General features: G+C 49.6%; 2 protein-coding genes. Both read right to left on the reverse strand.

Annotated features, from left to right (window positions below):
• Positions 1-2: 2 nt before the first annotated feature.
• Complete coding sequence (locus tag CWM47_RS09565; protein ID WP_100987760.1) at positions 3-11726, reverse strand: SdrD B-like domain-containing protein; 11724 nt, start codon at positions 11724-11726, stop codon at positions 3-5.
• A 608-nt stretch (positions 11727-12334) separates the two neighbouring features.
• Positions 12335-15598, reverse strand: coding sequence for a hypothetical protein (locus tag CWM47_RS09570; protein WP_100987761.1), 3264 nt, complete (start codon positions 15596-15598; stop codon positions 12335-12337).
• Positions 15599-15688: the final 90 nt, after the last annotated feature.

Consider the following 15688-nt stretch of genomic DNA (forward strand, 5'->3'; position numbering starts at 1 on the left):
TATTAGCGGTTAATCGTCATGTATCGTACAAACTTGCGTCCGTCGCTGGTATTAATCACGTAGTAGTACGTTCCATCAGGCACGCCATTCGCATCAGAGCTAATCGCGATTCCTGTGTTTGGCTTCCCATCCCAATCGTTCTGATAATCGTCGTTTTTATAGACGATGTGTCCCCAACGGTTGTAAACTTCCAAACTAACGGTCAATCCTGCAACTCCGCGAATCACGAACAGGTCATTGACACCATCACCGTTTGGCGAGAAGCCCTCTGGAATGAACATCGACTGAAGTGTATGCGGCAGATTCAGCGGAGTCGATTCACGTTCGTTCGAATCAGTTGGGTTGTTGTTACCATTCAAGTCGGGGTTCAGGCCGCTCGTTGATACATCACTCACCGTAGCCGACGTGGATTTCGCAGTGGCATAAGCCGAGTTCAGGAAGGTCATTGTGCTGCCATCTGTAGCGACATTCACAACCATCTGAAGCGTATCGACTTTACCAGCGGCCAGTACACTGATGCTGTCGCCAAGAATCAGAACCGGGTCGGAACCACCGTTGAAGTTCGGATTCAGTTTCAGCGCACTACCTGTAGACGTTACGTAAGGTGCTTTGGCGATGCTAAAGGTCGCGCCAGTCTGGCTGTTAAAGACCTTCGACAGGCTGTCGCTCACACTCACATAGTTCAACTTCTCAGAACCGTAGTTTTTCACCACAATCTGATAGGTAACATCGAAGCTACCATCAGGCTTCCGAAGTGTATCCCGGACCGACATAGCCAGACCGATGTACGATGAGGTCGAGAGCGCGTTCAAAGCGATCGGTGTTGGTTTGCTGTTATTGCGTGGGTCAAGGTCATTGTCCGGGTCATTGTTGATACCAGCCGTCGACATATCCGTTACAACTTCGTTCGTTGGCGTTAAGGCTGTTGCGTCGGCAACGTTATAGAACGTCAGCGAATCAGCATTCTTAACATTTACACGAACCGTGAAGCTAAGATTGCTCTTGGCTCCCACTGCCAGCGTACTCGACGAATCGACCAGCATATTTGTTACCAACCCCTGACCTGTGTAGGCTGGGTTGACCGACACCGTTCCTGTGCTCGTTACCGAAATCTGGTTGCTCACAATCAGGGCACCATGACCGAAGGCTTCAGACAGGTTATCAACAACCTGTACTTTCTTCAGCGGCACGCTACCCATGTTGCTCAGCGTAATGGTGTAAGGGATGTCATAGACACCTTCTTCAACCAGCCTTGGTACGCCAACGAATTTCGAGACACCTAACAAGCCTTTCGGCAGGTCGAAACGAACCGTTGTCGATGCAGATCCGGCTGGTGCCGGATCTAGGCCGTTGTTCGAGATATCTTTAACGATCTGGCTCGAATCAGGCGAACATCCAACCACACTGGCACTTGAGTAGAACGGACCGTTATTACCATTCGTTTTGACGTTCACCGTGAACAGTACCGTATCCTGAGCACCAACAGCCAGGTAGCTGTATGGATTCAGAACGGTTGGGGTGGTGTTGCCATTAAAACCGGCATTCGCGATCAGCGTGCTGCCTGAACTTACAACCGGACTGCCAACAACGCTGTAAGACGTTGGTGACGCGAAGGTCCGAATCAGGCTGTCGGTCAGAACGATTCCTTTCAGTTCAACATCACCGAAGTTCTTGATCGTCGCTTTGTAAGTGATGTTATACGAACTGTCTGGCTGTGCCGCAATATTAACAACCGCCAGTGCCAGACCAATGCTCGCACCCTGAGGCTGATTCGGGCTTAGCGTGAAGCTGGCGAAGCCCGTGTTATTAGTTGGGTTTCTGTCGTTGTCAGGGTCAGAATCACCACCACTTGTCGATAGATCAGTTACTGTTGTCAGGCTATTTATAGCCGATGCAGCAGCAATGTTCCTGAACGACTTGGTCGTATCGCCAACCGCCCGCTTCACCGTCACATTCAGTACAAAGGTTTGTGACGCCCCTGGCAGAATGTAACTGGTCGAATCAAGCAACTGCGTAGTAGCACCCATACCGGTGAATGTCGGATCAGCTTTCAGCGAAGAACCCGAAGCAACCATCACGTTGGCCGACTGTACACTGTTTGGTGCAAAGGCGTAAGCCAGATCATCACCCACCTTAACATGGCGCAGGGTATCGTCGCCAAAGTTCGTAGCTACGAAGCTATACGATACCTTGATAAGCGAGTCGCCAACAGTTGTTGGTTTGCCAAGTACTGCTTTTGCCAGACCGATCAAGCTAGCCTTGTGCGACGACGTGTCTTTTACGGTCACGCTGGCGGTGTTGTTTGCCAGGTTGGTGTCTTTATTGTCGAGATAGGTAATCTCGGCTTTGTTCACCACTTCCTGACCTTTCACCGTAACGCGGGCAGCAAATACCAATTGTGCAGATTCACCTGATTTCAGGCTATCGATCCGTTTCGTGATCGCTCCGTTCGACACCTTGTAATTTGGTGACGAGACAGGGAGTAACTCCAGACCTTTCGGCAGGATATCACGAACATCGATGTTGCGGGCCGTATGCGGACCTGCGTTGCTCACCGTAATGGTATAAGTAACAGGAGCCCCATTTTTAACAAATGCGTTGCTCACTGTTTTCGCAATGCTCACATCGGCATTCAGTGTATCGGCCGCACAGTTGAAGACTTTAACAACCACTTTAGCCGGTGCGCTCACACAACCCGATGCGCTTTTCTCAACGATCCAGTAGGTGCCTTCACAAACCGAATCAGGACGCATCACAATGTTTGATGTGTTGCATTCACATATCCGGTAGATGTATGAGCTACCCGGTGTCGTTGATGCCAACGCTTTCGTTAGGTCAACAATCTTGGCAGGGCACGTGTTGCGCAGGTTAGACACAAGGGGTGTCAGAACTGGCTCCGCAACATTTACTGTCACACCTTCCGATTTAACTGAGCTACAGCCCGTCGCGTCGAACAGCTGAACAGTATATACACCACTTGTCTTCACGACAATACTCTGTGTAGTTGCGTTGTTGCTCCATTTGTACCCCGCAGCACCAGCTGGTGCTTTCAGGGTTACAGAATCGCCGTAGCAGAGTTTTGTTGCCCCTACTACCGTTATGACAGGTACGGACTTGATACCGTTAATTGTCAGCAACATAGCGTCAGTGGCAATCGCGCAGGCTGCATTGTTTGTACTTACAGACAGGGTCAGGGTTACTTTACCCGACAGGATGTCTTCGTTACTAGCGGTGTAGACTGCATTCAGCGCATACGAGTTATCGAACGATCCATTACCACTGGTGGTCCAGTGGGCGGTTTTACCTGCACCACCCATGGAACCAGCCAATTGGTATGCCTTATCTACGCAAACGCTGGCATCTATGCCTGCGTTTGCCGTAGCTGGATTCTGTGTATCGCAAGGCGTTGGTTCAACACAGGTGTTAATCTGCACATGAATCGCAACCGGTAAGCTTACACAGCCATTCGTCGTTTTCTCAACAACGTAGTACGTTCCCGTACCAACAGCTGCCGGGGTAGCCACTTTGCTGCTCAGTGAAGCATCTGTGTAGTATTCTAACACACCACCTGTTGTTGATACGCTACTGGTTACTGCTGTAGCCAGATCAACCGTTTTGAACGGACATGCATTCGTTTTATCAACCACGATTGGTTGCGCCACTTTTGGCAGCACCGTTACAGCGAGTGCGTTCGATACAACGCTCTTGCACTGGTTCGAGTTGCAGCACTGTGCCGTGAAGGTAGCCGAGCTTGCCAGCGTTACCGTGATAGACGAGCCAACCTGATTATTTGACCAGGTTACATAGCTACTTGCCGAGCAACCGGTAGCAACCAGCGTTACAGGTGTACCGTAGCAAATCGATGTGTTAGCTGTTGAGCCAGCAATCGAGATCGTTGGAGCAACCGGTGCACCTACTTTGATCGTCGTGTATGCCGACCAGTCGCCAGTGCATTCGCCAACTTTACATTTCACGCGGTAGCTTACATCCGATGTTGGCGTGATGGTCAGCGTGCTGCCAACTGTTTTATCGTCCGACCAGATGTATGTACCACCTGCGCAACCCGTAGCCGTTAGCGACACGGTTTCACTTACACAAACGGTTGGCACGTTGCTCACGATAATCGGGATAGCTGGCGTACCTAAGGTTATGTTTACGAGACTCGATTGCGAACTTGTGCAACCATCAACTGTGCAGACAGCGGTCAGTACCTGATTGCTATAGACAGCTTTTGAGTAAACTGCGCCTTCTGTGCCATCCGACCAGCTTACTTTACCACTTTCACAACCGATAGCAGTAAGTGATGCTACACTACCACTACAAACGGTGAGCGATGAAGCCGATAGGGTTGGCGGTGCAACTACACTCACCTTCACCTTGGCGCCTGTCACATCCAGAGCAGCACACTTGCTACCAATCAGTTGAAGCACATCGCTGGCCTTGGTAATACCTAATTTCACAACTGACAGATCAATGTAGTTCTGATCAGCTGCGTTGGCATTGTACACCAGCGTATGGATTGTATAGTCTGCAGCATCTGATGATACGGTGAATTGTGGCGTTGCACTGGTTTGCTGAACAACTTTGTCAGCACCTTTCGTCAACACATACAGAACCGAATAGCCTGCTGGCTGTATCATTCCACCATTCGGGGTAGCAGCAATCGTTACCGTCGTGCTCGTACCACCACAAACAGTACCATTCGCGGCTACCAGTGTGCCGGCCTTAGCCACACAAGAGGTACTCTGATTGATGGTAATTGTTACGGATGGATCGCTCAGACAGACACGGTACTTACATTGAGCGTAGTAGGTCTGCGTGCCATTTGGCTGCACAACGATTACGGCACCTTTGTTATTCCCGTTGATGTCGTTCGCCGACCAGATCACATCGCCATTGCAACCCGAAGCTGTCAATGTTACACTACTGCCTGGATTAACTGCCGTGGCCGATGCAGTAACGGTCGGTATGGCAACCGGTGTCACAGTGATTGTATATGACTTAGAGGTTGCGCTCGTACATGTTCCGTCAGAACAGAACACGGTATAGGCCGTCGTTACCGTTGGAGCAACAACGATGCTGCCTGTTGTAGCCGTGGTGCTGCTCCAGTGTGGAGTACCCAGGCAATCCTTAACAGTCAGCGTTACAGTTTCGCCAGGACAGATCTTATCTGTGCTACAGGTTACAGTTGGTGTCGGAATCGGCGTTATCTTGATATTGATAATGTTCGATTTACCAGTACCACACTGAGTACCAATCTGGCAAAGAGCGTAGAATTCATGGTTGGTTGACGTTGCCGTTACCGAAACCACAGACCCTGTCTGACCATCAGACCACTTCACACTACCACCCTCACAGCCGGTAGCGGTCAGCGATACAAGACCACCGTCGCAAGCCGCTGAGGTAGATGCTGTAACGACTGGAGCTGGGGATGCTGAGGTATTAACCGTTACACGAACCTTGTTAGAGGCTTCGCTTTCACACGTACCCTGCTTACAGGTCGCGTAGTATTCAGTAGTTGCCGTTGGGTAGATGTCAATGCTGGCACCCACTTTATCAACACCATGCCACTGAACTGTACCGGCACAACCTTTTGCGGTAAGCGTTACTTTTTCTCCGCTACAGATGAGCGTTTTACTAACCGAAATAATCGGAGCCGTTGGTGTTACCACCGTGATAGCTACGGTTTTCGATGGTGCGCTCAGGCAAGTGCGGAATTGGCACTGGGCAAAGTAGCTGATGTTGGCCGTTGGATACACGGTGATGCTCGGACCCGTTTGGTCTTTCACATTCCATATAACGGTTCCATTACAACCTGTTGCCGTTAAGACAACCGCGCCTTTCGCACACACACTATCAGCACTGGCAGTTACGGTCGGAACAACCGGTGCCACGATATTGATGGTGTATACAGAAGACGACTTGCTTACGCAGGCACCATTCTTACAATACACCGAGTACGTATTGTTGCCGACAGTTGGCGTTACAACAATGCTGCTGGTGGTTGCTGTCGTGCTGTTCCAGACCGGCGTACCCAGACAGTTTTCAACCGTTAGTGTGATGGTTTCACCAGGACAAACGACAGTTGAGCTGCATACGATAGATGGTGTTGGAATATCCGAAGACATTTCAATCGTTTTCGTAGCCGGGGTGCTCAGGCAAGTACCCATCCGGCACTGAGCCGTGTAGGTTGTTTTGCCTGTTGGCATAACCACAATCGACAAACCTGTTTGAGCCTTGTCAGACCACTCAATTGTACCACCAGCGCATCCAGATGCGGTGAGTATTACAGATGAACCTGGGCAAACGTTGTCTGCGCTGGCGGTGATTGTCGGCATTTGTGGCTCAAGTATCGTTACCTTGATTTTGTTCGAGGCATCGCTGATACACTTACCAACCACGCAACTTGCGCTGTATGTTGTTGTTGCGCCCGGCGTTACCGAGATTGATACACCTGTCTGTCCATCAGACCATTTCACGATACCATCCGTACATCCTCTTGCCGTCAGGGTCGTAGTTCCACCTTTGCAAATTTCAGTAATTGAGCAAAGGATAGTTGGCGGCAGAACAGCACATGGGCTAACGATAACGGGTATAGTAACCGATGATGTATCGTTTTTCGTCTTAGTCGGATCATTGTCCGGGCTACGCACAATCGCGGTATTCTTGACTGAACCTGTGCCAATGATGGTGGCTTCAACCAGAAGATTCCGGTCAGAACCGGCACTCATCAAACCAATGGTCCAAATACCCGTTGCAGGATTGTACTGACCAGCTGGTGTCGAGCTAACATACGTCAGAGTTGCTGGTAGCATATCATCTACTTTCACACTGTTGGCCGTTATCGGTCCGTTGTTCGACACCGTAATAGAATAGGTGATTTTTTGACCTACACTATACGTACCGGGTGTAATGACCTGTTTCACTACAGCCAGATCAGCCGAACATTTACCAACTGTGAGTGTAATCGACGAGCGATCACTAACGCAACCCGTTTCCTTGAAGGCTTCGGCATAGTAAACAACAGAACCGGTTTTTGTTGGGGTTACCACCAGTTTACTACCACTCTGAGTTGTACCAATCAGTTTACCATCCTGGTCATACCAGTTGATTTTGCTTCCTGGTGCAAAGCCTACCAGTTTCGTACTGCTGCCCTGACAAACCAATGTATCGTCGCAGGCAACATTTACTGGCGTTTCTGGCCGCTTGTTGATCTGGGCAATCAGCGAGCTTGTAGCTGACTGGCAAACTCCGGCAGGTCCGTCCGGATCGTTAGTCGTTGCCGTTAACATAACATTGCCCGTCGCGATATCGGCTACCGATGGGGTATAGTTCGATGTCAGGCTGGCAGGATTGCTAAATGTACCCGTACCATTTGTTGCCCAGACTACGCTTGTGGCCGAACCCGAAAGAACCGCTTTCACTGGGATAACATCCCCGGAACAAACAGCTACACCCGGTCCAACATTCACACCCGCTACATTCTGACAATTACAATCAACAATTTCAACCGTTAATACAGTTGGGTTGCTGTAGCAGTTACCCGATTTAGCGAACAGGTAGAATTTACCACCGCCAACCGCAGTCAGGTTGGTTACGCGAGTAGCTACAGAACGATCCATGCTCGTATACCATTCGTACGCCAAACCAGTGTTGTGATTTTCGATCTGAATCTTGGTAAGATCCACTGTTGAAGCAGGACAGGTATTTTTGATATTACCCAGGCAAATTGGTGTCGGAACAGTCGTAACCGATACAACTACCGGCTTGCGAGCGCTTACGCAACTGCCATCCTGCGTGACAGCTTCAGCGTAATACACCGTTGTCGTCGTCGGGCTTACCGTCAATGATTGCCTGGATATACTTAGCGTATCAAATGCCGTTCCATCATATGGTGTCAGATACCAGCGTACGTATGAAGCCGTTGTCCATGCGGTCAATGTGGCCTTATCACCGTTACAAATGCTCATATCATTCGACACAACCAAGCTGAAGTTGGTTGGGCATGTTGGGAAGAAACCCGCATCCAGATTTGGATTGTTCTCTCCTGGCGCCAACGTCACCGAACGAGTCTGGCCCGTGATCGGATTGACATCACTGTCTTTGGTATCATTGCCACCCTGTTGGGCCAACGTTGCCGTGTAGCCAGTTGGAGTTGTAAAGCTCACCGAGTAGGGAACACCCGGGGTCAGACCCGTGAAGGAGTAGATACCCGAGGCATTGGTGGTGGTCGAAGCGACCACGGTGCCATTGCTGACCAGCGTCACAACCACACCCGCAATACCCGGCTCACCCGGCTCCTGGATACCATCCTTGTTGGTGTCCACGAAGACAAAGTCCCCTAAGCTCGCGCCCGGAATGTAGAAACCAGCGTCCAGCGTGGAGTTGAACTCCCCGTTGGCCAGCGTCACCGACTGGGTCCTGCCCGTGATCAGATCCGCATCACTGTCTTTGGTGTCATCCGCACCGACGTTCTGCAACGTAGCGGTGAAGCCCGAGGGAGCCGTGAAGCCCACCACGTAGTTGTTGCTGCTGCCCGGCGTCAGGCCCGTGAAGCTGTAGAAGCCACTGGCGTTGGTCAGGGTTGTCAGCGACACGACGTTATTGACATATAAGGTCGCCACCACACCGGCAATACCGGCTTCGCCCGCATCCTGAATGCCGTTCTTGTTGGTATCGTAGAAGACGTAATCACCCAAACCAGCTGTTGGCAGGTAGAAGCCAGCGTCCAGATTTGGATTGTTCTCCCCCGGTGCCAGCGTCACCGACCGGGTTTTGCCCGTGATCGGATCCGCATCACTGTCTTTACCATCGTTGCCCCCGATCAGCGCCGAGGTCGACACGTAACCGGTTGGAGTCGCGAAGCTTACCGAGTAGGGAACACCCGGGGTCAGACCCGTGAAGGAGTAAATGCCAGACGCATTCGTAGTAGTCGAAGCAATCGGGGTATTGGCGCCGTTCAGTAAGACCACAACCACACCCGCAATGCCCGGCTCACCCGGCTCCTGAACTCCATTCTTGTTGGTGTCCACGAAGACGAAGTCTCCCAATGAAGCACCCGGAATGTAGAAACCAGCGTCCAGCGTCGGATTGAACTCCCCGTTGGCCAGCGTCACTGACTGGGTCTTGCCCGTGATCAGATCCGCATCCGAATCTTTCGTATCGTCCGACCCCGCGTTCTGCAGCGTAGCGGTGTAGCCCGAGGAAGCCGTGAAGCCCACCACATAGTTGTTGCTGCTGCCCGGCGTCAGGCCCGTGAAGCTGTAGAAGCCACTGGCGTTGGTCAGGGTTGTCAGCGATACGACGTTATTGACATACAAGGTCGCCACCACACCGGCAATACCGGCTTCGCCCGCATCCTGAATGCCGTTCTTGTTGGTATCGTAGAAGACGTAATCACCCAAACCAGCTGTTGGCAGGTAGAAGCCAGCGTCCAGATTTGGATTGTTCTCTCCCGGTGCCAGCGTCACCGAACGAGTCTGGCCCGTGATCGGATCCGCATCACTGTCTTTACCATCGTTGCCCCCGATCAGCGCCGAGGTCGACACGTAACCGGTTGGAGTTGTAAAGCTCACCGAGTAGGGAACACCCGGGGTCAGACCCGTGAAGGAGTAAATGCCAGACGCATTGGTGGTGGTCGAAGCGACCACGGTGCCATTGCTGACCAGCGTCACAACCACACCCGCAATGCCCGGCTCACCCGGCTCCTGAACTCCATTCTTGTTGGTGTCCACGAAGACGAAGTCTCCCAATGAAGCACCCGGAATGTAGAAACCAGCGTCCAGCGTCGGATTGAACTCCCCGTTGGCCAGCGTCACTGACTGGGTCCTGCCCGTGATCAGATCCGCATCCGAATCTTTCGTATCGTCCGACCCCGCGTTCTGCAGCGTAGCGGTGAAGCCCGAGGGAGCCGTGAAGCCCACCACATAGTTGTTGCTGCTGCCCGGCGTCAGGCCCGTGAAGCTGTAGAAGCCACTGGCGTTGGTCAGGGTTGTCAGCGATGCGACGTTATTGACATATAAGGTCGCCACTACACCGGCAATACCGGCTTCGCCCGCATCCTGAATGCCGTTCTTGTTGGTATCGTAGAAGACGTAATCACCCAGGCCAGCCGTTGGCAGGTAGAAACCAGCATCAACCGTAGGATTGTTGCGGGCCGTACTGGAAGTAGGCTGACTGGTGTCTATAGTATATACACCTGTAAACCCATTCACACCAGCATCACTGTCTAAGTCATCTTTGACACCTCCTGCATTGGCAGTGGTCGATTGATAACCTGATGGCGAAATAAACTGAACTACATATTTACCATCCGTTAAACTATCAAACAGGTATTTACCGCCACCAGAGGTAACGGTCGAGTCTAACTTAGTTGTACCAGTCTCATCGTATAAATAAACTTTTACGCCATTGATTCCTGGCTCGCCTGTAGTTTGAGCCCCATCTTTATTGCTATCAATAAATACGTAATCACCTAAACTACCATAAGGTCCCTGAATGACCTGAATGTCGCAGCAGTTCGTTGCCGGACAACCCGTACGATATGTTACAAACCGATAAACACCCGGACTTTTAATGGTCAGGGAAAAATCGCTATTGACTTCGGCTAGCGATGTTGACACAGCCGTAGTAGAAATTGCTACATCGTTCCGATACCAAACAATCTGGTCGTAGCCAGATGGAATTGTTACCGTATATTCATCACCTGCATACCAAAGAATAGGAACTGAGAAACAGACGGCATCATAGTCGTCTTCTGTTAAACTCTGATTGTTAGGTATAGAATTAGAATCTGTTTGATCGGCCGAGGCAACTTCTGCCGTATTGAACCAGACACCCCGTTCATTAACGGTCGCTTTTGACACCAGCACCACCGAATCACCTGGGGCAATAGAGGCAATCCTCCAGACACCCGACGAATATGACCCGGTTCCCCGCACCACACTAGCCGACGCAGGTACGTATGTTACTCCTCCAGCCGGCAGTTCATCTTTTATGGTTACGTTCGTAGCCGTAGTTGAACCGGGTGCATTGGCGACAACAACCGTGTAGGTAACGATATCGCCAATAACCGGAGACTGGTTATTGATCGTTTTGTGAAGGCGCAGGTTTACTGTTGTGGGTACCTGGGCTTGGGCGGGCGAAACAGCCAGCAAAATCAGAAATAAGGTCAACAGGGTGTAGGCACCCTTTACCATAGGTATGGTTGTGCTATGAGCATAATCGACAAACGAGGATAGCCGCTTTAGAAAGCGGCTGAATCCCGGTGGTTTTGTTCTCACTGGCACGGACCCTCCACCAGTGTCTGCCACCACTTGGCGAGAATCTTTGTGAAGCGGTTTTGTTAGTATAATTTGCTCATTCATTGTCTGTTGTGCAAAATAATTAGAGGCACTTTGAAAACTTCGGTTTCGAAAACCGGGTGGGCTCGGTTCGGGTATATCAGGTGGCTCTCCATCAAGCCTGACAAATGCTTCAAGCTTACTTTGCACACTAATGGATGACGCTATAGTAATTATTGCCGACGAGTGGACCGTCTGCGAATACATAGATTTTTGAACTGGCAGTAGCCGCCCATGAATCAGTTCCAGTAGGAAGTTAATTAACCGTCCGGCAAAGACACCTACCTGGCCTTGTTGACTACTCGAATAGCGATAGCCTGGCGTAGATTTACCAGTAGCTATGAGCCGGGAAGGATTCATGTATGGTGTAGATATTTCTTCCATCTGCAACTTAATTTGGGACTGTTTTCTGTTTGCGAAATGGAACCTCTGGATTCATTAATACCTCAGACAAGTACACCCTAAGTAGGTCACTGTTCTACAGTACACAATTCAGAAGCTCTTATGCTCCCATAGGATTCAACTAAAACTATGCCAAACCGTACTATTAAGTATCTGCTGCTTACTAATAACCAATAATAGTCTCTTTTTTAAGGCGTTACGGAGAAGACTCCCTGCGTTATTGTGATCATCATCCCAATTGATATAGCCAAGAAGTACAATGAAGAGTCAATAAGTATAGCACTAACCGGTTAGCGAAAACTATGCCAACTGTATAATACTTGCCTTTATTTTGGTTACTTACTTGAATTATGGCCTTTTAGAAGCGATTGAAGTAGCCTTAAATCAGACCTCATTTTCAGAATAAGAGAACAAGAATATTGCTGAAAGGATCATGAACAACTTACTCCTCAGGTTAAAGGAAAAGCAAATTTATACTAAATAAATCACTTGGATTACTAAAGATTATACTCTACCAAAATCTGGATATACTTAGCTCAAAAAAAATAGCCACTCCAATGGAGTGGCTATTTTTTTTGAGCTGTTAAAATTTAAAAATCGTACCCTATGGTCAAATATGGAATAGGCTTACCAACCGTACGATCTTCAAGGCCCCAGGCGTAATCAAATTTGATAAAATAACCAAAAATCATTGTCCTTACACCTGCACCATACCCAATCAAGAATGGGTTTTTAAAGTTGGTAACGGTGGCTCTAAACGGAATACTTCCTCCACCAACAATTTCTGTATTCAAGCTGTTCTGCTGACTAAAGGGTCCACTACCGGTCCAGGCAGTACCAATATCGGTGAAGGCAACCAGCTGCAGATTACGCAAAAAGTTAGACGTTATATTGCCTCTATATAAATAGCGAACTAAAGGCAAACGGAGCTCAGCATTAAACAGCATATAGCTATTGCCCGTTAGCTTCCCCTGATTGAAGCCCCGCAACGGGGCGGCAAAATCAAGAAAGAAAACGTCACGATAATCATAGGGAATCTCATTCTGCGTCATATTTGGAATGAGCAGTGGATTAGAAGCAATGGGTTCCTTTTGACCACCAATCCAGTTTTCCATACCACCTAACGTACTTTTCTTGGGTGCTGCTCCCCCTGACTGGCTAAACGCAAAACGGGTCGCCAGAATCAGGTCGCGATGAATACGTTGATAATGGCGTAAATCGAGTGACAATCGGCGGAATCCTTCTTTCGATGACCGCAACCCGGCATACTCCTCATACCTGAGTTTCGCTTTTGTGCCAACGGTCATATTCATTCCGTTCACCTTAGTATTGTCAAAAACAAACTCTCCACGCAAACCGGCGTAATCAGAAACGCGGTCTGGCTCAGCGAAAGAGGATAAATCAATCAGTCTTGTAATGGCATAAAAAGGCGAGACTGTAAAACGGCTATTGACCGATATTGGATACGAAGCCGACACAGCAACCCGATTGTAGCGGTATTTTTGAAGGATACCCGCCCCGTCAACAAACAAAGTCTGGCGATCCACGCGGGCGCCGTAATCAATCCGATGTGTTAGATTCGTATACTCGGCAAACAGATCGCTGTTACGTAATGTATTGGTCAGGCTAAGAAATCCACCTGCCCGGAGTACATGGTTTTCGAGTAGATCGGTTAGCGTAACCTCCTGTGCATAGCCAAACCCTTTGATTGGATCAACCCGCCAGTTAGAGGGTGCTTCATTAATACCAAACGTAGCCTTATAATCAAATGGGCCGCGAATTGTGATATTCTCCCGACGTCGATTACGAGGCAATGTCGTTGTCAAACCGGGCGAAACACCCGCCACTGAACGACGCTGACGACTTTCAGCGGCCTTTACCACATCAGGGTCAAACTGATAATTATCCGTATCCACTTCTCCCGGCTCCAGAACAAGTCCTTTTGCCGGAGCAGGCTGCGCAGTAGCCGTACGTATAGCAGCAGAGTCGACAGGGGTACGATTTACCTGTGCGGCTGTATCGGCTTTTGGCGCATTTGCCCGTGTAGCACTCGGCGCATTTAAGCGGCTTGCCGCAATACTTCGTTGCGTAGGTGGCGCATTAACCGTTTGTGTAAGAGTCAATTGCGACCGGAAACCGATATATTCATCACCATTTTTCAGGCTGCTGTAAACGAATCCGCCATTGGCTGGTTTAAGGTCATACAGGCGGATACTTTCCGGGAAAGCCGTTAGCTGGCTAACTGACTTCGATTCGGTTTCGAGCCGATAAAGATTTCGAATACCATTGACATCACTGAGGAAATAAACCGTTGATTCGCTGGCTGGAATAGGCTGTGTTGCCTGTGAAAGTGAATCTGTCAGGCGAACGAGCGACAAATCGCGGGCACTGCCTTCATGCGAGAACAGACTCAGGCGGTCGCGGACGGTACGGTAAGTTCCTTTGTCGACGCCGAGAGTATCTTCTTTTCGATTGGAGCTAAACACGACCTGCCGGGCAGTACGACCAACAAAGGCTGGATATAAATCGTCATACAAATCGTTTGTCAGTTGCTGATAGGAACCCCGGTTGATACTGTATAAGAACAAATCATTTTGCCCTTTACGATCGGCACTCATAATCAGGCTCCCACCATCGTCGGAGGCATTCATCCAGACCACCTGCGATAGTCCGTTTACCTGACGCTTGAATTCCTGCTTGGGCCGTTTCTCAAAATTAGTAAACTGATACAGGTTCGTTTTTCCCAATTCGTCGGTAATAACGAGCAGGTTATTATCGCGCTGCCAGGCCAGTAAAGGCGTACTCGTTTGTGTTATTTGTCCATCGAGCCGGTAACCGCCAGATAGAACCGTAGTCTTTTTCCGAGTCGACGTATTAACGACCTCAACACTAAACTTGCCATCGCGCAGAACCGAATAGGCAATAAACTGTTTGTCGGGGCTTAATTTAAGGCTGATCAGTAAGGTCTTATCATCAGCCGAACCAACTTTCAGTTGAAAATCGTCGGTGCTGGCGCGGTACGACTGGGTTACGGTGTTAGCCATGCCAGCATAATATTCACGCCATTCGCGCAGAAACCGGCTATAGGGTACCCCTAACGTGCTCGAAATACTGCTTTGCTCATTCCGGATAATGCGGGTGAGGTTCAGAATATTCGAGACATTGTCGCGGCCGTATCGCTGAACGATGTAGTTCCAGATAGAGTGACCAACCCGCTCGGCATCGGTGCCGGATAGTAATGATGGTTTTTTGACGGGGCGATTCAGCGAAACATCACGCATATAATCGTCCAGTTCCAGACTGTTGCCCTGAGCTATGTAAGACGCAATACCGGGCATGAACCAATCTGGCAATGTCAGCAACAGCGAACTTTGAAGGGCATCTTTAAGACTACCGCCATAAAGCATATCGTACACGAACAGCATGGCGATGTCGTGGATAATTTGTTGCCGAAAACTGACCTGATCGCCGGTAAACGCCAGCTCGACGCGAGACTTCGCCAGGTTTTGTTCCCGGCTGCTCAGGCCCTGAGCTGTTAGGCCAATGTTATTCTGGGCCAGTTCTTCCGGTGAATTGAACAGAAAAATTTTGACACGGCTATAGGGTGTATACCCTAATAATTCGGTTATCCGGTCAAACTCCGACTCGGCATACTGCGCCGTCAGGTTAGCAATCTGGCTGCCATCCTGATAATAGTAAATCTCAAAGTTCGACGTTCGGATGATTTTCCATTCGAAACTGCGGTACTGAATACGATTTTTTCCAAACCGTTCCAGCGACGGATAGTTTTGTGCCGTAGCCACGCTCAATCCGCCCAGCCACAGGCCCAACATCAGTATGTATTGATTTCGCATACGGGTATAAAAAACACTAAATGAGGCATTTACAGCGCAGCATTTATGGCAAGATCATTCACCTGATTTTACCTTACTGGCCTAACTAAA

Source organism: Spirosoma pollinicola, from assembly GCF_002831565.1.
Classification (GTDB): Bacteria; Bacteroidota; Bacteroidia; order Cytophagales; family Spirosomataceae; genus Spirosoma; species Spirosoma pollinicola.